This window comes from Treponema ruminis (genome assembly GCF_014201975.1).
Taxonomy (GTDB): domain Bacteria; phylum Spirochaetota; class Spirochaetia; order Treponematales; family Treponemataceae; genus Treponema_D; species Treponema_D ruminis.
In genome coordinates, this window is sequence record NZ_JACHFQ010000008.1 from 106,646 (window position 1) to 128,805 (window position 22,160).

A 22,160-nucleotide genomic window follows, 5' to 3' on the forward strand; every position below is an offset into this window, starting at 1 on the left:
ATAAAAGAAGTAAAAAATAAGATTATTTTATGATTTATCGCATATTATAAGAGTTTTCTAAGTGTATCGATAAGTTTTTCGTTATCTTCGTGACTTTTTATTGCGATTCTGTAAAAGTTTCCGCCCAAGCCCATAAAATTACTGCAATTTCGGATTAAAATCCCTTTTTCCTTCAGGATTTTGCTTAAATTTTCAGCTGCAAAAGTTCCCTGTTCAAAAAGAATGAAATTTGCCTCTCCCTGACAGACCTTAAAACCTAAAGCTTTGAGTTCTTTTGAGAGGTAAATTCTTTCTTCTTTAATCAAATCCAGTGTTTTTTGAATGTAATCATTTTCTGAAAGTGCGGCCCGCCCTGCAAGCTGTGCGATTTCCGAGACATTCCATTCCGGGCGCAGGGAGTTGATTTTTTGAATTAGGCCTTGATTTGATGAAACCAGATAGCCCAGCCTCAGCCCGGCCATTGAAAAGATTTTCGTAAATGCGTTCAGGACAATGAGATGGGAAGATTTTCCGGTAAGGCGCAAGGCTGATTCCTCTATCCGCTCTGTAAAATCAATAAAGCACTCGTCCACAAAAAGAAAGATTCCCTTTTCCTCACAGAGACAAAGAAGTCTTGCAAAAAGACCGGGATTTATCATTCTTCCTGTGGGGTTGTTCGGATTGCAGAGAAAAATCATGTCCGGGGAAGTTTTCTGGATTGTGTCAAAAAGACTTTCAGCGATGGCGAAATTATCTTCTTCCTTTGTAAGATGATAGTGAATCCGACAGTCACAAATTTTCAACGCCCTCTCGTAGCCAGAAAAAGTCGGTGCGATGATAAGTGCGTCTTTGGGGCAAATCGCGTTTACGGTAAGGGAAATAAGCTCAGACGCTCCGTTACCGCATACGATTTCTTCAGCTTTCAAAGACTTCCATTCAGCAATTTTAGCCCGCAATCGGCTGCAGTTTTGATCTGGATATTTTTCGAAGGAGTCAATCGAATCTTTTATGGCAGACTTTACACTTTCTTGCAGCCCGAGGGGATTTGTGTTGACCGAAAAATCAATAAAGCAGCCCGCAAGCCCCTCTTCTCCCCCATGATGATATTCTGGGCCTGAGACAGGCTCTTTTTTTATGCGGAGGAGCTTCATGATTTTTTCGTAATTTTCTGCCTTGTGGGGAAAGGTACAGTCGGTACAGCGCTTTATGATTCTGCCGTCGTCTTTTTTGATGTAAGTCGCGTTCCCGGGACAGGGATTTTTGGAATAAAGGGGACAGTAGCAAAAAAGGCAGTTGAAGCAGTCCTCGTCCAAGCCTGTGTGGCAGGGAAAATATGAGCAGTCTGTGTTTTTGAAGAATTTTGCCGAGTTTTGAATCATTTTTTTGCCCTACCTTTCCAGCCCTTTTTGCACTCATCGATGAACCAGCGGACGATTTCAGGATTTGAGGGATAATACAAATGAGGAAAGCCGGCCAGCATTTTGGAATTAAAAATCATGCAGTCCCAGGATTTTTTTGAAAGGGGCTTTTCCGCCGTGAAGCAGGCTCCATTGTTGGTGCTGTCAAAATAGTGGAATTCGTGCCCCCTGACCGGTTTTTTGATTATGACCGAAGAATCGCCGGAATTTTCTTCCTTTAAGCTGAATTCTGCGTAACCGAAGCGGACCAGTTTTCCCGTGTAACGGCACTCGCCCTTTATTGCACCACACATCTGATAGCTCTTGCCGTTTTGAGCCGTGAGTTTTTCCTGAAGATACATAAAACCTCCGCACTCAGCAATCAGCGGGATTCCCTTTTGAACGACGCCATTGATTGAATTCCTCATGGAAAGATTTGCTTCAAGCTCTTCTGCGTAGAGTTCAGGATAGCCGCCACCCAGCAAGATCCCTTTAGCTCCGTCCGGAAGGGATTTATCGTGCAGGGGTGAAAAATATTCGATTTTTGCGCCGTAAGATTCCAAAAGCTTTAGGTTTTCCTGATAGTAAAAGCAGAAAGCCTCGTCAAAAGCGACTGCGATTTTTATTCTGTCATAAGAATTGTCATCTGAGATGTCACTTTGCCTGTCATTTTCGCCGCCGTTGCCGTCTTTTAAGATTCCCACGTTCATATAGGTCAATGGCCTTCGTTTAAGTTCAAGGACGTCTCCCCTACTGATATTTTCCAGCATTTTAAAATCCAGGCCGCTTTCCAGGACTTCGGCGGATTTTTGAATTTGCTCCTTGAGGTCTTTAATTTCATTTGGAAGGACAAGCCCAAGATGGCGGCTCTTGAGGACATTTTCTGAATCTTTTGGGAAAAAGCCTATAAGCGGGATCTTTAATTCTTCTTCAATAAGGGGTTTTACTACCAGATAAGTTGATTTTGAAACCTTATTCAGAAAGATACCCTTGATGAGATTTTCGCTGTCGTAGTCCAGAAAGCCCTTTATCAGCGGGAGAATTGAGCGGCTTGCCCCTTCTGCATCAATCAGGAGAATAATCGGAGTTCTTGTGATCCGGGCTATGTCGTAACTTGAAGCCTTGACCGAAGTGCCGCCCAGACCGTCGAAAAGCCCCATGACTCCTTCAATCACGGCAAAATTTTCCTGACTTCCGGTATTTTGCCGGAAAATTTCTTTTAAAAGCCGGTCATCGCAAAAAAAACTGTCCAGATTTGTCGAATTGATTCCCAAAACCTGCCTGTGAAACATGGGATCGATGTAGTCTGGCCCGCATTTAAAGGCGACCGGGTTTTTACCGTGATTTTTAAGCAGCTGCAAAAGAGCACAGGTAATGCTGGTCTTTCCGCTTCCGCTTTTGGGCGCGGCTATCATAATTCTCGGGGCGTTGAAAATTTGTGACTTTTTGACTCCACAGGATTCTGACATCAGCCTCTCCCTGAAAAACTTACGATGTATACAGGATTCTGGGCTTTCATCAGGTGGAAATCGCCAACCTTTTCTGCCCGGCTCACGGCAAGCTGCGTGATTTCAACATTTTCGATTCTATTATGTGCTTCGAGCGCTTTCAAAAGATTTTGCATTTCGCAGAGATTTTCAAGGCTTACGAAATTTGCCACTATTCTTACGCGGGGATTTTTTTTGAGGGCATATTCTACTATTTCAGCGAGATTTCCCTTGCTGCCACCGATAAAAATGTGGCTTGGAAGCGGGAGTTTGCCCTCTGAATCCAAGTTTTCTAAACATGCTGGAGCAGTCCCCATTAGCAAAGTGACGTTTTCAAGGAGAAACTTGCTGACATTTGCGAGGGTGAGGCTTATTGCTTCTTCCTTGCAGTCAACCGCGACAATATGACCGTCTGTTGCGATTCTGGCCGCTTCAACTGTTACCGAGCCGCTTCCGCTTCCAATGTCGTAGAGGACGGAAGATTCTGAAAGGCCCAGGGCTGCAATTGAAAGAGCACGGACTTCTTTTTTGGTCATGGGAGTTTTTTCGTCACGGCTAAAAAATTTGTCATCAAGGAAGGAAAGCACTCTTTCTGATTTGGCATTTTCGTTTTCGACGAGAAGAACGTATAAATCCTTTCGTGACTGGGAAGCCTGACACTCATCACTTTTAAGCACTTCCATGCAGGAAATTTGACGGATTTCTTCATCTTCATATGAAAGATTTTTGCCTGCATAACACTTTACGGAAGAAAGAAGGCCCCTGTTGATGGCCGATTCGATTTTTTCTGCCAGAGAATTATAATCATCTCCGCCTGAAAGAATGAAAAAACAGGCTGGATTTTTACGAATCTGCTCGATTGCATTGCATTTTGTGCCGTGAAGCGAAAGAAACTTCCACTTTTGCCATGATTTATGTAATTTTGCCGCAAAATAGACGGCCGAAGAAATTCCTGGAATTGAGTTTATCTCGTATCCGGACAGATTTTTTGATTCTTCATAAAAAGACTTTGCACCGCTGAAAAATCCCAGGTCGCCTGAAAAAACTACGGAAATCTTTTGATATTGAGGATTTTCCTGCAAAAAGCCGAGGATTTCCCGGGCATTGTAAAGGGACTCTCGTCTGGCGGACGGATTGATTTTTTCTGCCGCTTCGAGCATTCTTTCTGCGCCGAAAATAATTTCCGACTGGCAAAGAGCTGATTTTGCTTCGTCTGTGAGAAAATTTTCGCTTCCTGTTCCAAGTCCGATAAGATTCAAGCTTTTCATTTTTCAAATTCTAGTTTATCACAAATCTCTTCGACTGAGTGAAAAATTTGATCCGTTTGGACGTCATTCTGCCGGGCTTTTTCGGGATTTTTAATCACGGCGATTTTCATTCCAAGTTCCTGAGCCGCACTTATCTTTTCAAAATATCCGCCCTTTGAGCCGCTTTCCTTTGTAAGAAGAATTTCTGCGCCCCCTTCCCTAAAATGACTTAAATTGCTTTCCAGAGAAAAAGGTCCCTGCATGGCTATGATTTGGCTTTCTGCAATTCCGCAGTTCCGGCAAATTTCAAGGCTTTCCTGAGACGGAAGAACCCGCACGAAGAGCCTGGACTTGTCAGTGATTTTCCGGCAGATTTGGCTCAGTTCCTTGCTGCCTGTGGTGACAAAAATCTTTCCGCCCTGGGATTCGAGCCATTCTGAAGCCTGGGCAATATCATCGAAATAAAGGAGATTTTGGCTTTGAGCCGGGACATCTTCTTCTTCGCTTTCAGTATTTCTTGCCAGTCTTAGATAGGGAATTTTCGTGCAATTACATGCTTTTTTTATTTCTTTTGAAACTTCCGTGGCAAAGGGATGGGTGGCATCGATGACATAGGCGTAGTCCGCCTGCGAAAGGAGAGAAATCATTTGAGCGGAATCCAGCCGTCCTTGCAGAACCTTCAAGTTTTCTGATTTGGGGAGAAGCTGGGCTCCGTATTCAGTGGCAACGCTGGCACTTACTTCAAAGCCGGATTTTGAGAGACGGTCGGAAAGTTCGCGGCCTTCTGTTGTGCCGGCAAAAATGAAAATCCGCTTCATTTATCATCCAGAGCTGATTTTTCGAATTGATATCCGCGCGGAGTGACGAGTTTTTTTCCATTTGCAGTTTCAAGGACTTTTGTTGATTCATTCCCGATGAAAACAGTGGTGAACATATCAAGCTCAGCAGTCGAAAGTTCTTTTAAAGTGAGGATTTTGCACTCTTCGCCTTCCCGGCCGATATTCCTGACATAACCGCATGGCCTGTCTTCGGGCAGGTTTTTAAGGAGAATCTGACAGGCTTTTAAAAGATAATCCTTACGCTTGTGGCTCATCGGATTGTAAAGGACAATACATAAATCAGCGGCAGAGGCATATTCCAGTCTTTTTGCAATCTTTTCCCAGGGAGTCATAAGATCGCTGAGGCTGATTACGGCAAAATCATGAATCAAAGGGGCACCCAAAAGAGCCGAACCGCTGAGGGCAGCTGTAATTCCAGGCAGGACATTGATTTGGACGCCCGGAAATTCTTTTGAAACTTCGTAAATCAAGCCGCTCATGCCGTAAACGCCGGCGTCTCCAGAGCAGATGAATACGACATTTTTACCCTGACTTGCTTTTTCAAGGGCGAGTCGACAGCGTTCTTCTTCCTTTCGCATGGGTGTGGAAAGAAATTCCTTGCCGGGAAAATGGTCTTTTACAAGGTTGATGTAAACTTCGTAGCCTGCGATACAGTCACAAATTTTCAACGCTTCGAGGACTTCACCTGTTATCTGAGAAAACTTTCCTGAGCCAATGCCTGCGACGGTCAGACTGCCGCCCTTAATTTCGTTCATATGCCCATTATATCATAAAATTCTGATTGAGACATCGCAAATTTTAATGTAGAATTTGAACATCATAAAACGTATTTTCTGGAGTTAAAATGAGACTTATATTTGTCCGCCACGGAGAACCTGATTACGAAAATGACTGCCTTACTGAAAACGGAATAATTCAGGCAAAAAGCACGGCCCAGCGGCTTAAAAAAGAAAAGATTTCGGCAATATTTTCATCCCCAATGGGCAGGGCCAGGGAAACCGCTTCATATACGGCAAAAGAACAGGGCATTGATGATATTCAAATTCTTGATTTTATGCATGAAATCAACTGGGGAGACGCAAAAAGCCCTTCTGAAAAGGAAAGAAAATTACCTTACGAGGGACATCCATGGACATTGAGCGTTGAACTGCTGGCTGAGCACCCGGAATATGCGGAAAACGGCAAGTGGCAAAGTCATCCTTACTTCAGGGACAATATCTGCATGGAATACTACAACAAAATTTCCACGGGATTCGATTCATTCCTTGAAAAATTTGGCTTGATCAGAAAAAATGGCCTTTATTTCTGCGAAAAAGCCTGCGAAGACACGATTGCCCTTTTTGCCCACGGAGGTTCAGGCGGAATAATGTTTTCACATCTTTTAAATCTTCCCCTTCCGGTTGCATTTACAACCCTGCCTTACGGCGTCTGCTCGGTTTCAATCATCAATTTTGAAGGCGAAGAAGGAAAAACAACGATTCCACGGCTGGAGCTTTTCAACGACATGAATCACATCGATTCCTTCAAGCTGGAAAAACTTCATTTTGAAAAATAGGCTAAATCAAAAAGTTTTTAAGATCTTCCGGGATTTTCAGGTCGGCCTTTCTGATTCCGACGGCAAGGGTCATGCCGTCCCGGGAAATCTTTGGCAGGACAAGTTCATCCGCCCCGGCCGCGAAAACAGATCTTTCGCAGACATTGTCCGTGCCCAGAGTTTTTTCTACAAAGTCCGAATGGCTGACTTTTTGAGTGATTTTGTTTAATTCTTCAGCTGAAAAAGTAACGAAGGGTAGTTTCAAGCTGTTTGCCAGCGAGATAAGCGCATTTTCATCTTTCTTCTGGTCGACGGAATTTACAGATTCTAACGAACGGTAGTCTATTTTATATAATTCGAGATTTTCTTTTACGAAATTTTCCAATTCTTTTGCGGATTTTCCTTTTTTGCAGCCAATTCCCAGTATCACGCATTTTGGAATCAGAGAAAGTATATCATTTTTGATATATACCGAAAGTGTAAACTGCGGCCTGTCATTTTCATTTTTGTCCTTGTAAGCCAGCATTTTTGCCGCAAAGTCCTTTGCAAGCTTCATGTCGTTTATGGAAAGATTATTTTTGGCAGCAAAAACATCGATTGCAGGCAGATTGTTCACGTCGCTGGCCGTAGTGATTACAGGAAGGGCCCCGATTGCATCCGCAATTTTGCGTGCAAGTTCATTGGCTCCGCCGATATGGCCTGAGAGAATCGGAATCACAAATCCGCCCTTCTCGTCTATCACAAGCACGGCTGGGTCAGTTTTTTTGTCATTGACGAATGGAGCAATCGATCGGACAGCAATCCCGGCAGCTCCGACAAAAACAAGGGCGTTTCCGCTGTGAAAACCAGATTGAACCCATTCAGAAAGCGTCACGGCAAAAGAAGCCAAATCCCTATCCGCAATCTTCCCTCCAAAAGCAAGCGAAATTTCGTCCGAATCGCCATGGGACAGCGAATCCCGAATCCGCTCAGAAAGAGAAAACCCCGCCTGTGTGAAGGAAATAATATGTAATCGCATGTTAATTCCGATTATATCATATTCTAAATGTAAAAATCAGTGTAAAAGTAGCCGGATATTCAGAAAAAACGGTTGGAGCCGAGGTTACGGCACAAACTCGCCTGAGCTTTGCTCACTGCGATGTTTGGTGACGTGTCCTCGGCGGGAAACCGTTTTTTCAGGGGTGTCGATAAATTCTTACACTAATTTTTACAGGTGTCTTGTCAGGTGTAAAGAAAAGTGGTATCTTTCTTTACACGGTTTTCGCCAATCAGACTTGCGGAGCCTTTAGAGGTACAAAATGACAAATCCTGCCACAAACGAAATCACGGCTGAGATTAAAAAACTTGCGGCGGAGCGGGATGCTGTAATTCTTGCTCACTATTATGTTGACGGACAGATTCAGGAAATTGCGGATTATGTCGGAGATTCCTACGCACTTGCAAAAATCGCAAAAAACGACCCGCGCAAGACAATCGTATTTTGCGGCGTTACTTTTATGGGAGAAAGCGCCTGCATCCTCAATCCTGACAAAACAGTCCTTGTTCCAAATACAAACGCCGTCTGCCCTATGGCCCTCATGGCCGACCCGGAAACAATCGCAGAAATGCGCCAGAAATATGACGACCTTGCGGTAGTCTGCTACATCAATTCAACTGCCGAAATCAAGGCTCTTTCTGACGTCATCGTAACGTCTTCAAACGCACTTAAAATCGTAAAATCACTTCCAAACAAAAATATTTTCTTTATCCCGGACGGAAATCTCGGCCGCTACGTTGCCCAGCAGATTCCTGAAAAGAACGTGATTCTAAATAAGGGCTTCTGTCACGTCCACACAAGCATCACGGCTGCCGAAATTGAAAAATGCTTCCATGAGCACCAGGCTGCAAAAGTCATCTCTCATCCGGAATGCATGAAGGAAGTCGTTGACCTCTCTGATTACGTCGGAAGTACAAAAGAACTGATTGAATTCGTCAAAAGTGATGATGCAGAGGAATATATCGTCTGCACTGAAAGCGGAGTCCTTCATGAAATGCAGAAAGTCGCTCCTCAAAAGAAGTTCTACTTCGTCGGTGCAAAGCAGGTTTGTCCTAACATGAAGAGAATTACACTTGAAAATATAAGAGATTGTCTAAAAAACAATACGCCCCAGGCCCACTGTTCCGATGAACTGCGTGAAAAATCATGCAAGCCTCTGGCCAGAATGTTGGAGATAGCAAAATGACTCAGAATCAATACGATGTCGTAATCGCCGGAACCGGAGTTGGAGGCCTTTACTCTGCCCTGAACCTCGATTCGGACAAAAAAATCCTCATGATTACAAAAGCCAGGGTTGAGGAATGCGACTCTTTCCTGGCCCAGGGCGGAATCTGTATGCTCAAAAACGAAGCTGATTACGATTCATACTTCGAGGACACAATGCGGGCCGGACACTACGAGAACAAGAAAAAGTCCGTAGACACCATGATCCGCAATTCACAGAAAACAATTCAGAGACTGATTTCTTACGGCGTTGACTTTGAGAGAAACGAAGACGGCAGCCTTAAATTCACAAAAGAAGGCGCTCACTCCACTCCGCGAATCCTCTTCCATCAGGATATTACAGGCCGGGAAATCACAAGCAAACTTCTTGCGGCCGTAAAAAGACTAACAAACGTTCAGATTCTTGAAATGACTGAAATGACTGATATTATAGAAGAATTCGGAAACTGCACCGGAATCGTCGCAAAGAACCTCATTTCAGGCGAAGAATTTACAATCAAGGCAAAGGATGTAATCTGGGCAACCGGCGGAATCGGCGGAACTTACCGTCACTCAACGAATTTCCCTCATCTGACAGGAGACGCACTTACAATCGCAAAAAAGCACAATATTCCTGTAATCCACGAAGACTACGTTCAGATTCACCCTACGACCCTTTTCGTAAAATCCGAGCAGGGCAAAAAAGAACGCTCCTTCTTAATCAGTGAGTCTGTCCGCGGCGAAGGCGGCATCCTTTTGGACAAAAACCTCAACCGCTTCGTAAACGAGCTTCTTCCACGCGACAAAGTGACTGAAGCCATCAACGAGCAGATGAAAAAGGACGGAACCGAGCACGTCTGGCTGAGCATGAAGGCAATTCCGGCCGACGTAATCAAAACTCACTTCGAGCATATTTACGAGCGCTGCCTTGAAGAAGGTCTGGACTGTACCAAGGATTTGATTCCTGTCGTTCCTGCCCAGCATTATTTTATGGGCGGAGTCGAGGTTGACGATGATTCAATGACAAGCCTCAACCACCTTTATGCTGTCGGCGAAACAAGCTGCAACGGCGTTCACGGTAAAAACCGTCTGGCAAGCAATTCCCTATTGGAAAGCCTGGTTTTCGCAGAAATCGCGGCAAACAAAATCAACAGGGAGTCACAGGCTCTTTCAATTAAAACAAAAATTGCATGAATAACTGATGTCAGTTCACAGGAGAATAAAATGAACACAATCACAATGGGTCTTAATGTAGATAATCTGATTCTTTCGGCACTCCGCGAGGATATTTCAAGCGAGGACGTCTCAACAAATGCCGTTATGCCGGAAAGACAGGAAGGACTTGTAGAACTTCTCGTAAAGCAGGACGGAATCATCTGTGGCCTTAAGGTTTTCGAGCGGGTCTTTACCCTTCTTGATCCGACTACAAAATGTACTTTCACTGCTAAAGACGGTGACGCCGTAAAAAATGGCCAGAAAATCGGCGAAGTCAGGGGTGATATCCGGGTTCTTCTTTCTGGAGAGAGAACTGCCCTCAACTATCTTCAGAGAATGAGCGGAGTTGCAACTTACACAAACAATGTCGCAAAACTTCTCGAAGGAAGCAATACAAAGCTTCTCGACACACGAAAAACTTCTCCAAACAACCGTATTTTTGAGAAATATGCCGTAACTGTCGGCGGCGGACACAATCACCGCTACAACCTTTCGGACGGAGTTCTCTTGAAGGACAATCACATCGGTGCTGCAGGCGGAGTTGCAAAAGCTGTCAAAATGGCAAAAGACTACGCCCCTTTCGTTCGCAAAATCGAAGTTGAGGTAGAAAATCTCGACATGGTAAAGGAAGCAGTTGAAGCCGAAGCTGACATCATCATGCTGGACAACATGGATAACGAGACCATGAAAAAGGCAATCGAAATCATCCGTGCATCAAAAGGCAAGATTGAAATCGAAGTAAGCGGAAATGTCACAAAGGAAAATATTTCCCGCCTCACAAATCTCGGAGTTGATTACATTTCAAGCGGTGCCTTGACCCACTCAAGCCCGATTCTTGACCTTTCACTCAAAAATTTGCACGCAATCTAAGCTATAATATAAAAGAAAAACGTATTTATGGAGCAGAAAAAACTCATCGGTGAAGAACGCCGTAACGAAATCCTGAAAATTCTCTCTGAAACAAGCGAGGCAGTCGCAGGCTCAAAACTGGCAAAAATGCTGGGGGTAAGCCGGCAGGTCATCGTGACTGATATGGCCCTTCTCCGCGCTGAAAGAAATGACATAATCGCCACAAATTCCGGTTACATTATTTCGGGCAAGGCAGAGGTTGCAAAGGGAGAGCGCAGGGTTTTCAAGGTTTCCCACACTGATGAGCAGATTGAAAGCGAGCTTTCGGCAATCGTTGACCTGGGCGGAACGATTCTTGACGTTTTCATCGAGCACAAGGTTTACGGAACGATTTCTGCTCCACTCAACATTTCAAGCAAGCGGGACATTCAGAACTTCATCGCTGATTTGAAAAGCGGAGTCTCCACGCCACTCAAAAACATCACCGGAAACTACCATTACCACACAATCGAGGCAAAAAATTCAAAAGTTCTCGAGGAAATCGCGGATTCTTTACAAAAGAAGGGCTTTTTAATCGAAGTCTGTGCTTCCGTCGCAACTTACCGGGCAAAAGACTACAGCACGATGTAATCCCTCTTTTTAGAGCCCCTCTATTTTGAACTTTCGCGGAATTCCGTCGTAAAAGTCGGATCGTAAAGTTTCGACCGCTCGTAATTCGTGTGTGATACGACATCACCTACGATAATCAGGGCTGTTTTAGAAATTCCATTGGCTTTTGCTGAATCTGCAAGACTTCCAACAGTACAGAGGACCTTCTTTTCATCTGCCCAAGTGGCTTTGTAAACAAGGGCGGCCGGTGTCTGCGGTGAAATTCCTGCATCAAGAAGCTCAGCCTGCACTTTTTCGCACATGCCGGAACTCAAAAAAAGCACCAGAGTCGCATTGTGCTGGGCCAGCGAGCGAAGGCTTTCCTTTTCAGGAACGTCGGTTCTGCCAGCCAGACGAGTAATAATCACTGACTGACTAACATTCGGCAGGGTGTATTCGAGGTTTAAGCTGGCTGCGGCTCCGCAAAAAGAGCTTACTCCCGGCACCGATTCATATTTTATGCCCAGTTTTTCAAGCTGGTCCATCTGTTCGCGGATTGCTCCGTACAAAGACGGGTCTCCGGTATGCAAACGAACGGTAGTCTTTCCGTCTTTTTCGGCTTTTTTCATGACTTCAAGCACTTCTTCGAGGGTCATTTTGGCACTGTTATAAATTTCTGCACATTCTCTGCAATTTTCAAGCAACTCTTCGTTCACAAGGGAACCGGCCCAAATCACGACATCGGCCTTTTCAAGCAATTTCTGACCGCGGACCGTAATCAAATCTGCCGCACCCGGCCCCGCACCGATAAAATAAATCATATTTCCCTCCATATTTTGCTGCAAAAATTTCTGGCACCCTGACTTTCTCCCAAAAGCCCCTGCTCCTTGGTGAAAACAATCACTTCAATCTCAAGGCCCCCTTCCGTCCACTCTATCATGTTTTTCTGAATCCGTCTTGTGATTTCAGCCATGATTTTATTGCGTATTTCCTGGCATTCATCAAGCGAATCAAGGATTTTAACCGCCTGCTCCGTCGAAATGCAGGCCGAAAGTTCCTTTTTGATGGAAGAAAGCTGCTCTTTTGGGATAAAATCCTCTGCGACCTGGGAGATTATTTCCATGCGGTGGTCGCCGTACTTTGAATGGGTGTTTTTGATTCCGCCCGCCACTTTAACAAGTTTCCCCAGATGACCGCAAAAAAGAAGCTTTTTAAAGCCGGAATTTTTTGCCATAAGCAGAGAATCATAGACAAAGTTCGAGGAATGAACCGCCGTCTCCACGGAAAAGCCGAATTCCGACTGAAGGAAATCCGCGCCGTAATTACCCGGAACAACAGGAAGAACTTCAAAGCCCTGGGCCTTTCGCACATTGATTTCGACCTGAATCGTGTCCAGAAGGGCCTGCTCGCTCATCGGCTCGACGATTCCGCTGGTTCCAAGGATTGAAATTCCGCCCACAATTCCGAGCTTGGGATTAAAGGTCTGTTTTGCAATTTCTTCGCCGCCCGGCACGCTGATTTCAACTTCAAGACCGGGGAAGACCTTCTTAAAATCGCAAATTTCGCCATTTTGCTCAAGAAAAAAACCGATTTCACGCTTTACGCCGTCCAAAATCATCCTGCGGGGCACGGAATTTATGGCGGAGGCTCCGGGCTTTTGGTCTAGACCGGGCAAAGTCACTTTTCCGACGCCCTTCCCGCCTGTGATTTTGATTGGAATCTCGTCAACTGAACCTGCCGCCTGCTGAAGGCTCTTGTTCTGCTTGCTAATTTGATTGGAAATGTCGTCGCGTTGAAAATTTGTTACTATCTGATTGTCGGTAATTTTCCTCACAGTCGAAAAAACTTCGATTCCGTTTGTAACATCAGGGTCAGTTCCGGAGAATTTTTTGACTGAACAGGTTGCCGAATTCTTTGTAAAGGACTGATTTTCAATTTCAAGGAAGACTTTGATGCCCTTGGGCGTGAGCAGAGTCACATAGGAGACGTTTTTTTGGGTCAAAAGCATCCGGGTTGCCGCAAGACTTGCCGCCGCGGCACAGGTTCCCGTTGTAAAGCCGATTTCAGGCTCGGAAGTTTTTTTGAGAAGGAAAAAAGATTTTGTAGGATTCTTTTGCTCAGCCATATTCCCGACTATTACTTTATCAAAGAAGAGAAAAAATTTATACTGTTGGGGAAGTTTACGCTGATGAAAACAATTTTCTTTGATTTGGACGACACTCTTTATTTCAGAAGGGACGCATTTTTCCTCGCTTTTGACGATTTTTTTGAAGGAAAATATCAGGATTTAAAGGCCACCGCCAATGATCGATGCAGAATCCGTGGCGACGAGGTATTTTTCAAGTGCCAGAAGGGCGAAATCACTGAACTTGAAATGTATATTTTCCGCTTTTTAACAGGATTTTCTGACGTCGGAATTGAAATCAATCGTGAAGATGCCCGGAACTTTTACAGATTGTACAAAAATCACCTTTATTCCATGAAACTCAATCCGCAAGTAACCGCCATGCTGGATTTTGCAAAGACTCATTTTGAAAAGCTCGGAATCATCACGAACGGACACGGCGAGCATCAGCGGAATAAAATCAAAAGTCTCGGCCTGGAAAAGTGGATTTCAAGCGACTTAATCATAATTTCCGGTGAGCACGGCTGCCCCAAACCAGACAAGAGACTTTTTAAAATCGCAGAAGAAAAATCCGGGGAAAATGCTGAAAATCTTTTGATAATCGGTGACTCATTCCAGAACGACATCCTGCCCGCAAGCGAACTTGGCTGGCACACAATTTGGATCAATCTTTACGGGGAAAATTTCACTCCGCCTGAATACGGGGTAAAGGGAATCGCTGAAATTACAGAAATTCTAAAATCACTTAAGGCTGTATAAAATCGCATTGCAGATTGCGGCGGCGACTGTACTTCCGCCCTTTCTGCCTTCGTTGACGATGTAAGGAACTCCGCTGGCCATAATCATTTCCTTGGCGGCAACAACATTTACAAAACCCACCGGAACACCGATGACCGCAACAGGTCTAAATCCAATTTCCATGAGTGAGCAGAGTTCGACAAGGGCCGTGGGCGCGTTCCCGATTGCAAAAATCACTGATTTTTCAATTTGGCTGGCTTTTTTCATGCTCACAGTGGCCCGGGTTTGATTCAGTTCCTTGGCTTTTTTGGCGACTTCCTCATCAGCCATAAAACAGTGGGCCTGTCCGCCGAATTTTTCAAGACTTTTTTTATTGATTCCGGCCAAAGCCATGTTGGTGTCGGTGACGATGTCGGCTCCGCTTTTAATCGCCTTTTTGATGATTTCGACCACGTTCGGAGAAAATTTGAGGGTCTTTGCATATTCAAAATCAGCCGTTGTGTGGATTACGCGCATGATAATGGGAGCAAGTTCTTCGGGCAGGGAAATTCCCTTTTCGGCAAGTTCACTAGCGATGATTGAGAAACTTGTTTTTTCGATGTCGGCAGGAAGAACATGCTCCAGTTGAATCATTTTAGTCCTCTGAAAGCCAGCTCAGGAATTTGTCGTCCTTGGCAGAATCATTCTGAGAAGAGCCAAAGGACTGAAGGCTCACTAATTTTTGCAGATATTTTCCGATGATGTCATTTTCCAGATTCACAATATCGCCCGGCTTTTTTGAAAGCAGAGTCGTTTCTTTTGATGTATGGGGAATTATGCTCACAGAAAATTCACTTTCATTTACGCCGGCAACCGTGAGGCTGATTCCGTCGATTGCGATTGAGCCCTTTTCGACAATAAGATTCAGGATTTCCGAAGAAGCCTTGATATGAACCCAGACTGCATTTTCTTCTTTCTGCATTTTGGAAATAGTACCTGTTCCGTCGATGTGACCGCTGACAATATGTCCGCCAAAACGACCGTCAGCCGCCATGGCACGCTCCAGATTTACTCCGCTTCCAACCGAAAGGGATGCAAGGGAACTTCGGCGCAGGGTTTCAGCCATAACATCGGCCGTAAAACTTGAAGGGCTCAGTGATGTAACCGTAAGACAAACTCCATTTACTGCAATGGAATCACCAACTTTGCTTCCTTCAAGGACTTTTTTTGCAGAGATTTCAAGGGAACCTGATTTTCCGCCAATGGAAATTCTTTTAACGCTGCCAATTTCTTCAATAATACCGGTAAACAAAATAACCTCCTAATTATTAGCTTCCAACTCCAATAAAACGTCTTCTCCAATCTGTGAAACTTTTTCAATCTTAAAGCCGAAAGCCTGGTCAGGCAGACTGACCCCTTCCCCGCCTACAGGAGATTTTGCCACACCGCCGAAAATTTTGGGAGATACAAAAGCGTAGATTTTTTGGACAATTTTTGCTTCCAGAGCACTGAAATTTATCGCACCGCCGCCCTCAATGAGAAGGCTGTCAATCTTCTTTTCGCCCAGAATTTTCATCAGCTCATAAAGATTAACCTGAGGCTTTGGGTTGTTTTGCACCATTGTCTTAGCCTTAGCCAGAAGTCCGTGACGATTTCCGCCCTTTACTTCAAGAACTTCAACGCCCTCTCTTTCAAGCAAGGCCTTTTTTTGAGAATCAGCAGGTGCAAGACAGGCTACAATGGTCTGGATTTCCCCGGCACTTTTGACAATCTTGCTTTCAAGGGGAATGCTTAAGTCCGAGTCACAAATAATGCGAACGGGATTTCGGCCAGTCATCTGACCATTTTCGTCCTGAAGCCGGCAATTCAGCATGGGGTCGTCTTTTAAAACCGTGCCGATTCCAGCCAGAATTCCTGCGTAGCGGTTTCGAAGCTGATGCACGAACTGGCGCGACTTTTCACCGCTAATCCACTTGGACTCGCCGGTTTTTGTAGCGATTTTTCCGTCCAAAGTCATCGCGTATTTTAAGGCGACGTAAGGCATTTTGCTGCTTATGTAATGGAAGAAAATCGGATTCAGCTGGTCACACTCTTCGCGAAGGAAATCCTCATCGACGAGAATTCCATGCTCACGAAGAAAAGCATTGCCCTTTCCGTGAACGAGGGGATTTGGATCCCGGCTTCCGACAACGACATGGGCGATTTTTGATTCAAGAATGGCCTGAGTGCAGGGAGGCTGCTTGCCAAAATGACAGCAGGGCTCCAGCGTGACGTAAATTGTGGCACCTTCAGGATTTTCGCCCTTCTGGTAACAATCTTTCAACGCCTCTCGCTCGGCATGAAGGTCGCCATAAGCGTGATGCCAGCCCTGACCGATGATTTTTTCGTTTTTAACAATGACCGCTCCAACAAGGGGATTGGGATTTGTTCTGCCCTTGCCCTTTTTTGCCAGTTCAATGGCCCGGAGCATATATTCTTTTGAAAGAGACTCTGACATATTCATTTGGAATTATTCTAGTCTACCACATTCAAAAGAAACTTCAAAGCCTGCACTGGAAGACGATTCCTTCCAGTTATGAATAACCCGCTCCGTGACAGTCTTGATGTTGGAAAAAGGCGTTTCCGGGAGAAGGACTATGCACTGATTCTTGCCGTACTGGGTAATGATGTCGCTCTGCCTCAGGGAATTTACCAGAATTTTCGTAAGGTCTTCGACTGCCTGCTCGAGAGGATTCGGGGCGGAAGGATTTTCTTTGACTGAAAAGAGAAGGATACAGATTTCGTTGTGATAATTGTTGTTGAGCCGGTACAAAAACTGATAGGCACTCCGGAACTGCTCGAATGGCAGCTGGAAAGCCCCCTGGATTTTACCCCGCTCCCCAAGAATTTTCATCGTGTTCGTGATGTCAGCCGGCTGGAAGTCGCTCTTTTCATCGTCCTGAGACAAGTCGGTGTAGAAAACAAAGCCGTGCTTGCCGTTCTGTTTGACAGCGTAAAGGGCTTTGTCGGCCTTTTCCCGTAACTCAGAAAATTCGATTCCTTCGTCTGGAACGACAACGCAGCCAATCGATGCACCCAGCGGAATAGTCATGTTTTCGCCCATGAGTTCCACGGCGGCATCCAGAAGATATTTATTTATGAAGCGGGATTTTTTTTCGATTACGACTTCATCATGGACATTACGGCAGAAAGCAATGAATTCGTCACCGCCCAGGCGACCGATAACGTCAACCGGACGAACGACGGCCTTTAAAATCTCCGCAAAGCAGATGAGGATTTTGTCGCCCATCGCGTGACCGTAAATATCATTAACCAGCTTGAAATTGTCGAGATCAATCATCAAAAGGGCGCCCTGGGCCGTCTTGCAAAGCTGGGAAATTTCGGCCTCGGCAGAAGCCTTGTTTAAAAGCCCGGTCATTTTGTCCAGAACGGCAGCCTTTTTTAAGCCCTGAATCCTCTCGACAGTTTTGAGGATGTTTCCGACACGTTTTAAAAGGATATCAGCATGAAAGGGCTTTTGAACGAAATCCATGGCCCCAATATCAAAACCGCGGCTCTCAGTTTCTTCAGCGGTATCGGCAGTCATAAACATGAAGGGAATTTGCTCGCCGTATTCTTCCTGAAGCTTTTGCTTGAGCTCATAACCTGACATGCCCGGCATTCGCAAATCCGAAAGAACCATATCAGGCTTTTCCCGCTTGTAAAGTTCGATGGCTTCCATAGCGGAAGAGGCACAGACTGTCGCATAGGATGAAGAAAGAATGCGTTCCGTTATCATCAGGAAGATTTTTTCATCATCGACAATAAGTATCTTTTTCATAAAGTGGGCCGCCTTTCTTTAAAAGATACTTAAATTTTAGCATGAGATTTTAGATTTCACAACAAAAAATAAATGGACTTTAACGCACTTTTTAAGCCTATTTTTGTACAGGAACAAAAGGAACTACAAAACACTGACCTATAACCGCACTGTCCGTGAGAGGAGCTTCCTTTGTAACCTGAGTGGCAGCTTTTAACCCGCCCTGAGTCGTGTATCCCTGAGCAGAGCCATTTTTCATACACTGGCATACAAGTTCCAGAGCTGTGGCAGCCTGTGCGTTCGCATCCTGCAAGACAGTTCCGTACATCTGATTGCTCGCCATCGAAGCTTTGCCCGCATCAGTGGCATCAACTCCGAGAACAGGCACTATCAGAGCCGTGCCGTCGTTGTCTATATCTTTTGTGGGGCTGGAAGGATTATCAACAAGCCCATGACTCACAAGAGAATCAACCGCGCCCAAAGCCATCTCATCATTCTGCGCAATTACAACATCAAACTTCTTGCCAGAGCCTTCAATCAGCAAATCGAGATACTGACGTGCGCTTGCCCTGTCCCAGTTGGCACCGTATTCTGCCACAATGTTGACAATGTAGCCGAGCTTTTGAAGACCTTCCATTACACCGACTTTTCGATAAATCTGTGCCGGATGACCATATTCGCCGTTAAAATAAACAACGTTCAGAGTTTTTCCAGAGAGCTTGCCCGGATTTTTTTTGAAATAATTGTCGATAATCTGAGCCTGGAAATTTCCTGCATCAGTCTCCGGGGAAGAAGCGTAAAAGAAATTCTTGCCAACTTTGAGTGCTTCAACAGAAGGAATGACGTTTGAGAAAGCCGCCGAACCGCCCTGCGAATTGATGATTTTTGTAATTTGTTCGGTCAAATCCGTGCTGTATGCGATAATTACGAAATTCTTGACTCCGTTGAGAAGCATTGTTTTAATCTGGTCAATTTGAATCGCCGCATCATTGTTTGCAGAATAAATTTGAAGCGTGACATTGAGTTTTTGAGCAGATTCGAGCAGACCTTTTTTGTAGGCCTGAAAAAATGCCTCGTTATCATTGCGAAGAAGAACTCCAATCACTTCCTTTTGGGATGATGAATTTTTGTCGCATCCAATAAAAGAAAAAACAAAAGCAGAAAGAACCGAAATCAATAAAAACTTCTTCATATTATGATGCCCCCTTAAACTGTGAACTGGTCAACCTGATTACCGATTTCAAGAATTGAATCGTACATAATCTTTGTGATTTTATCGAGCGACTGACCCGTTTCTGTGATTTTTTCGGTAGTCTGAGAAATAACATTCATACTGTCACGAATTGCACCTGTCGCATCCTGAAGCTGCTTGATTTCCAGAAGAATCGCATGATTGCCCTCGGACATCTCTTTTGACGCCGTTCGGACTTCGAGCGTGCTGTCATTCATCGTACTGAGCGCGCTGCCAATCTGGCGGGAACCTTCTGCCTGCTCCTGCATTGCGCCCTTAATCTGATTAACGAGCATATCCGTGCTCTGGATTTTTTGAGTAACGGAATTGAACGCTTCGCTCGAAGCCTCTGAAGCCGAAACAACGCTCGTGATTGAATCCCGGATTTTTTTGAGCTGCATTCCGATTGTTTTTGACTGAACAGTTGAAGTTTCTGAAAGCTTGCGGATTTCATCGGCGACAACTGCAAAGCCTTTGCCTGCCTCGCCAGCATGTGCCGCCTCAATCGCCGCGTTCATAGCCAGCAAATTAGTCTGGCTTGCGATTGCCGCGATTGCCGTGTTTGCTTCCTGCAGCATGACAGATTCCTGCTCAATCTGGGCAATTTTATCGTTGACATCTTTTTGCTTTTCGGAACCGACAGCCGAAGTCTCTTCAAGCTCATCGAACTGGCTCGCCATTTTTTTGACAGAATCGTTTACGGAATCAATATTTCCAATCATCTGCTCAACAGCCGCACTCGCCTGAGAAACGCTCTGAACCATCTGCTCAATCATGCGCTCCAGAGACTCGATGTTTGAGGCAATCTCGTTGACTGCACCTGCCGTCTGCTCAACACTTGCCGACTGATGAGAAATTCGCTCGGAAACCGTATCGATATTTTCAAGGATTTGAGTGTTTGAAGAAGCCGTTTCCTGTGAACAGGCATGCATTTCCTCACCTGCCGCAGAAAGCTGATCCTTTGAATTTTTAAGCTCACTTACGATGCTCTGCAATTTTTTTGTGAAACTATTGAAGCCTTCGACGACAGACCCAATTTCTGTGCGAGATTCAATCTGAATACGCTGAGTTAAATCTGCATGACCAGAAGCAATTTCGTTGATTGATTTTTCGACTACGCCAAGAGGTTTGAGCATGAAGCCCGAAATTAAAAGAATTGAAAGTGCTAGCGCAAGAATTGTGAAAATTGAAATAATGATATTTGTTTTTTCGAGGGTTTTACCAGTTTTGTAGACCTGAGACTCACCGATTGTAAAGGCTAAAACCCACGGAGTATAAGCAATCGGCGTATAAGTGACGAAGACATTGCCTTTTATGTCGCCCCAGTTTTTGACCCAGCCTGTTCCGATTCCGCCGTTGACAGCCTTTTTAATCAGCTCCGTTACGGAAGAATCGTTTGAACTGTCAAGAAGATTCTGCTTCATGATGACGCTTTGGTTCATGTTTGCAACGACAGTTCCGTTGTCAGAAACAATCCAGGTTTGGCCGGACTCGCCGAGCAAAATATACTCGACCATATTTTTGATATTATCAAGAGAAATCACCGCCGCAAAAACGCCGATGACCTCTCCATGAAGCTTTGCCGCACGAGCAATATGGAAAATCATGTTTCCATTGGAATCACGAATCGGGTTATCAACATAGCTTGACCGCCCTTCTCTCATGACCGCCTGATAAAATCGCTCGCCTGAAACATTCTCGACGCCACCAATATCACTGTAGCCTTTGCCGTCCTTGCCAGCATATATAATGGAAGAAAAATATGTTTTTCTTGTACCGTTATGCTCTTTGAGCCAGGTGACAATCTGCTCATCATCACCAGCAGCAACGACATCAGCGTCGGAATAGAAAGACATTTGATTGATGTACTCACTTATTTTGTTTGCGATTGCAAGCGAATAAGCATTCGTAATCTGCGTACAATCCATTGCATAGCTTTCTGCCGTTGATTTTTTGGCAAATGTGGAGATTAATATGCCCTGAACAATATTTATTGCAAGAACCAATCCCACAAGGAAAAGACAAAGGATGACTGAAATTTTGTAACGTTTTTTTGCCATGATGCCCCCATTTTATCTCGGAGCATCATCTGCTTGTTTGAGCTTAGAATACAGCTACAACCTCACCGTTTGGATAACGCTCAGAAATATACTTCTTAATTTTATCGCTCTTTACAGCTTCAATCAAGAATTTTATTTCTTCTTTGCTCTCATTTCCAGCTTTTACCGCAATTACGTTGACATATGGAGAAGATGAACCTTCTACGAAGAGACCGTCTTTTTTTGCAGAAAGACCAGCTGGGATAGCGTAGTTTCCGTTGATAACGGCACCGTCAACATCGCCCAAAACGCGTGGAAGAGATGCAGCTTCGATTTCCTTGAACTTAAGTTTTTTTGGATTCTTTTTGATGTCGAGAGGAGTAGCTGTGATTCCAACGCCCTCTTTCAAAGTGATAAGACCAGCGTCCTGCAAGAGAAGAAGAGCGCGGCCTTCGTTTGTCGGGTCATTCGGAATGGCAATTGTAGCCTTTTTCTTCAAATCGTCGAGTTTTTTGATTTTGTTTGAATAGAAAGCAACCGGCTCAACATGAACGCCAGCTGCATTTACCAGATGATAGCCCTTTTCCTTGTTGAAAGACTCAAGGTAAGGAATGTGCTGGAAGTAGTTTGCATCGATGTCACCGGCTTCAACAGCATCGTTTGGAGTGACATAGTCAGTGAACTCAACGACCTGCAAGTCGATTCCCTTGGCAGCCAAGTCCTCTTTTACAAGATTAAGAATCTCAGCGTGTGGCTCAGGTGTTGCGCCAACTTTAAGAACTTTCTGTGCGAAAACAGAAGAAGCAAGAAGTGCGATTCCTGCAAAAGCGATTAATTTTTTCATAGTAAGCTCCTTGTTTTTGAATTTTTAAATC

At 44.7% G+C, this 22,160-nt stretch carries 21 protein-coding genes; 6 read left to right on the forward strand and 15 right to left on the reverse strand.

Annotation, left to right across the window (positions count from 1 at the left end; all coding sequences use genetic code 11):
• Positions 1–44: 44 nt before the first annotated feature.
• From HNP76_RS12675 to cobJ, 5 genes are read right to left on the reverse strand one after another with little or no spacing between them, the layout of a single operon-like run.
• Positions 45–1,358: an aminotransferase class I/II-fold pyridoxal phosphate-dependent enzyme gene (locus tag HNP76_RS12675; RefSeq protein WP_184661105.1), complete on the reverse strand. Its 1,314-nt coding sequence runs from the start codon at positions 1,356–1,358 to the stop codon at positions 45–47.
• Entirely contained in the window at positions 1,355–2,845 is a 1,491-nt protein-coding gene (locus HNP76_RS12680; protein WP_184661107.1) for a cobyrinic acid a,c-diamide synthase CobB, read from the reverse strand. The genes HNP76_RS12675 and HNP76_RS12680 overlap by 4 nt, the downstream gene beginning before the upstream one ends.
• Positions 2,845–4,131, reverse strand: a complete 1,287-nt coding sequence (cbiT, locus tag HNP76_RS12685; RefSeq protein ID WP_184661109.1) for a precorrin-6Y C5,15-methyltransferase (decarboxylating) subunit CbiT — start codon at positions 4,129–4,131, stop codon at positions 2,845–2,847. Before cbiT ends, HNP76_RS12680 begins: the two co-directional genes overlap by 1 nt.
• Complete coding sequence (gene cobK / locus HNP76_RS12690) at positions 4,128–4,928, reverse strand: precorrin-6A reductase (protein ID WP_184661111.1); 801 nt, start codon at positions 4,926–4,928, stop codon at positions 4,128–4,130. Before cobK ends, cbiT begins: the two co-directional genes overlap by 4 nt.
• Positions 4,925–5,704 (reverse strand): precorrin-3B C(17)-methyltransferase, encoded by a 780-nt coding sequence (gene cobJ / locus HNP76_RS12695; protein WP_184661113.1) that lies wholly within the window; start codon positions 5,702–5,704, stop codon positions 4,925–4,927. Before cobJ ends, cobK begins: the two co-directional genes overlap by 4 nt.
• Before the next feature lie 89 nt (positions 5,705–5,793).
• Here cobJ and HNP76_RS12700 point away from each other — a divergent pair, with 89 nt between their 5' ends.
• Positions 5,794–6,504 carry a histidine phosphatase family protein gene (locus tag HNP76_RS12700; RefSeq protein WP_184661115.1) on the forward strand — a complete coding sequence of 237 codons (711 nt, stop codon included), beginning with the start codon at positions 5,794–5,796 and terminating at the stop codon, positions 6,502–6,504.
• 1 nt (position 6,505) lies between these two features.
• Here the strand turns inward: HNP76_RS12700 and HNP76_RS12705 are convergent, their stop codons facing one another.
• Positions 6,506–7,501 carry a cobalt-precorrin 5A hydrolase gene (locus HNP76_RS12705; RefSeq protein WP_184661116.1) on the reverse strand — a complete coding sequence of 332 codons (996 nt, stop codon included), beginning with the start codon at positions 7,499–7,501 and terminating at the stop codon, positions 6,506–6,508.
• A 280-nt stretch (positions 7,502–7,781) separates the two neighbouring features.
• Here HNP76_RS12705 and nadA point away from each other — a divergent pair, with 280 nt between their 5' ends.
• The 4 genes from nadA to HNP76_RS12725 are packed head-to-tail and all read left to right on the forward strand — an operon-like array spanning position 7,782 to position 11,416.
• Positions 7,782–8,705 carry a quinolinate synthase NadA gene (gene nadA, locus HNP76_RS12710; protein ID WP_184661118.1) on the forward strand — a complete coding sequence of 308 codons (924 nt, stop codon included), beginning with the start codon at positions 7,782–7,784 and terminating at the stop codon, positions 8,703–8,705.
• Positions 8,702–9,916, forward strand: a complete 1,215-nt coding sequence (locus tag HNP76_RS12715; RefSeq protein WP_184661120.1) for an L-aspartate oxidase — start codon at positions 8,702–8,704, stop codon at positions 9,914–9,916. The genes nadA and HNP76_RS12715 overlap by 4 nt, the downstream gene beginning before the upstream one ends.
• A 30-nt stretch (positions 9,917–9,946) precedes the next feature.
• Entirely contained in the window at positions 9,947–10,807 is an 861-nt protein-coding gene (gene nadC / locus HNP76_RS12720; protein WP_184661122.1) for a carboxylating nicotinate-nucleotide diphosphorylase, read from the forward strand.
• Positions 10,808–10,834: 27 nt separating this feature from the next.
• On the forward strand, positions 10,835–11,416 hold the full coding sequence (locus tag HNP76_RS12725; RefSeq protein ID WP_184661124.1) for a transcription repressor NadR: 582 nt from the start codon (positions 10,835–10,837) through the stop codon (positions 11,414–11,416).
• 20 nt (positions 11,417–11,436) lie between these two features.
• Here HNP76_RS12725 and cobM read toward each other — a convergent pair whose 3' ends face one another.
• Both cobM and cbiD read right to left on the reverse strand, forming a co-directional pair.
• Entirely contained in the window at positions 11,437–12,195 is a 759-nt protein-coding gene (gene cobM, locus HNP76_RS12730; protein ID WP_184661126.1) for a precorrin-4 C(11)-methyltransferase, read from the reverse strand.
• Positions 12,192–13,499, reverse strand: a complete 1,308-nt coding sequence (gene cbiD, locus HNP76_RS12735) for a cobalt-precorrin-5B (C(1))-methyltransferase CbiD (RefSeq protein WP_184661128.1) — start codon at positions 13,497–13,499, stop codon at positions 12,192–12,194. Before cbiD ends, cobM begins: the two co-directional genes overlap by 4 nt.
• A gap of 63 nt (positions 13,500–13,562) precedes the next feature.
• Here cbiD and HNP76_RS12740 point away from each other — a divergent pair, with 63 nt between their 5' ends.
• On the forward strand, positions 13,563–14,258 hold the full coding sequence (locus HNP76_RS12740; protein ID WP_184661130.1) for an HAD family hydrolase: 696 nt from the start codon (positions 13,563–13,565) through the stop codon (positions 14,256–14,258).
• Here the strand turns inward: HNP76_RS12740 and HNP76_RS12745 are convergent.
• The 7 genes from HNP76_RS12745 to HNP76_RS12775 form a co-directional block, all read right to left on the reverse strand.
• Positions 14,241–14,870, reverse strand: a complete 630-nt coding sequence (locus HNP76_RS12745; protein ID WP_184661132.1) for a precorrin-8X methylmutase — start codon at positions 14,868–14,870, stop codon at positions 14,241–14,243. The genes HNP76_RS12740 and HNP76_RS12745 overlap by 18 nt on opposite strands.
• A gap of 1 nt (position 14,871) precedes the next feature.
• Positions 14,872–15,528 (reverse strand): riboflavin synthase, encoded by a 657-nt coding sequence (locus HNP76_RS12750; RefSeq protein WP_184661134.1) that lies wholly within the window; start codon positions 15,526–15,528, stop codon positions 14,872–14,874.
• A 9-nt stretch (positions 15,529–15,537) separates the two neighbouring features.
• A complete protein-coding gene (ribD, locus tag HNP76_RS12755) occupies positions 15,538–16,719 on the reverse strand; it encodes a bifunctional diaminohydroxyphosphoribosylaminopyrimidine deaminase/5-amino-6-(5-phosphoribosylamino)uracil reductase RibD (RefSeq protein WP_260309242.1) in 1,182 nt (393 codons plus the stop codon).
• 6 nt (positions 16,720–16,725) lie between these two features.
• Positions 16,726–18,036, reverse strand: a complete 1,311-nt coding sequence (locus HNP76_RS12760; RefSeq protein ID WP_184661136.1) for a diguanylate cyclase — start codon at positions 18,034–18,036, stop codon at positions 16,726–16,728.
• Positions 18,037–18,133: 97 nt separating this feature from the next.
• Positions 18,134–19,207 carry a substrate-binding domain-containing protein gene (locus HNP76_RS12765; RefSeq protein WP_184661138.1) on the reverse strand — a complete coding sequence of 358 codons (1,074 nt, stop codon included), beginning with the start codon at positions 19,205–19,207 and terminating at the stop codon, positions 18,134–18,136.
• 14 nt (positions 19,208–19,221) lie between these two features.
• Positions 19,222–21,306 (reverse strand): methyl-accepting chemotaxis protein, encoded by a 2,085-nt coding sequence (locus HNP76_RS12770; RefSeq protein ID WP_184661140.1) that lies wholly within the window; start codon positions 21,304–21,306, stop codon positions 19,222–19,224.
• Positions 21,307–21,349: 43 nt separating this feature from the next.
• The gene (locus HNP76_RS12775; protein WP_184661142.1) at positions 21,350–22,129 is read right to left on the reverse strand and encodes a MetQ/NlpA family ABC transporter substrate-binding protein; all 780 of its coding nucleotides are present in this window, start codon (positions 22,127–22,129) and stop codon (positions 21,350–21,352) included.
• Positions 22,130–22,160: the final 31 nt, after the last annotated feature.

Coding starts and splice junctions, on each gene's coding strand:
- HNP76_RS12675 (WP_184661105.1), bottom strand. CDS start 1,358: ATGATTCAAAACTCGGCAAAATTCTTCAAAAACACAGACTGCTCATAT.
- HNP76_RS12680 (WP_184661107.1), bottom strand. CDS start 2,845: ATGTCAGAATCCTGTGGAGTCAAAAAGTCACAAATTTTCAACGCCCCG.
- cbiT (WP_184661109.1), bottom strand. CDS start 4,131: ATGAAAAGCTTGAATCTTATCGGACTTGGAACAGGAAGCGAAAATTTT.
- cobK (WP_184661111.1), bottom strand. CDS start 4,928: ATGAAGCGGATTTTCATTTTTGCCGGCACAACAGAAGGCCGCGAACTT.
- cobJ (WP_184661113.1), bottom strand. CDS start 5,704: ATGAACGAAATTAAGGGCGGCAGTCTGACCGTCGCAGGCATTGGCTCA.
- HNP76_RS12700 (WP_184661115.1), top strand. CDS start 5,794: ATGAGACTTATATTTGTCCGCCACGGAGAACCTGATTACGAAAATGAC.
- HNP76_RS12705 (WP_184661116.1), bottom strand. CDS start 7,501: ATGCGATTACATATTATTTCCTTCACACAGGCGGGGTTTTCTCTTTCT.
- nadA (WP_184661118.1), top strand. CDS start 7,782: ATGACAAATCCTGCCACAAACGAAATCACGGCTGAGATTAAAAAACTT.
- HNP76_RS12715 (WP_184661120.1), top strand. CDS start 8,702: ATGACTCAGAATCAATACGATGTCGTAATCGCCGGAACCGGAGTTGGA.
- nadC (WP_184661122.1), top strand. CDS start 9,947: ATGAACACAATCACAATGGGTCTTAATGTAGATAATCTGATTCTTTCG.
- HNP76_RS12725 (WP_184661124.1), top strand. CDS start 10,835: ATGGAGCAGAAAAAACTCATCGGTGAAGAACGCCGTAACGAAATCCTG.
- cobM (WP_184661126.1), bottom strand. CDS start 12,195: ATGATTTATTTTATCGGTGCGGGGCCGGGTGCGGCAGATTTGATTACG.
- cbiD (WP_184661128.1), bottom strand. CDS start 13,499: ATGGCTGAGCAAAAGAATCCTACAAAATCTTTTTTCCTTCTCAAAAAA.
- HNP76_RS12740 (WP_184661130.1), top strand. CDS start 13,563: ATGAAAACAATTTTCTTTGATTTGGACGACACTCTTTATTTCAGAAGG.
- HNP76_RS12745 (WP_184661132.1), bottom strand. CDS start 14,870: ATGATTCAACTGGAGCATGTTCTTCCTGCCGACATCGAAAAAACAAGT.
- ribD (WP_260309242.1), bottom strand. CDS start 16,719: ATGAATATGTCAGAGTCTCTTTCAAAAGAATATATGCTCCGGGCCATT.
- HNP76_RS12760 (WP_184661136.1), bottom strand. CDS start 18,036: ATGAAAAAGATACTTATTGTCGATGATGAAAAAATCTTCCTGATGATA.
- HNP76_RS12765 (WP_184661138.1), bottom strand. CDS start 19,207: ATGAAGAAGTTTTTATTGATTTCGGTTCTTTCTGCTTTTGTTTTTTCT.
- HNP76_RS12770 (WP_184661140.1), bottom strand. CDS start 21,306: ATGGCAAAAAAACGTTACAAAATTTCAGTCATCCTTTGTCTTTTCCTT.
- HNP76_RS12775 (WP_184661142.1), bottom strand. CDS start 22,129: ATGAAAAAATTAATCGCTTTTGCAGGAATCGCACTTCTTGCTTCTTCT.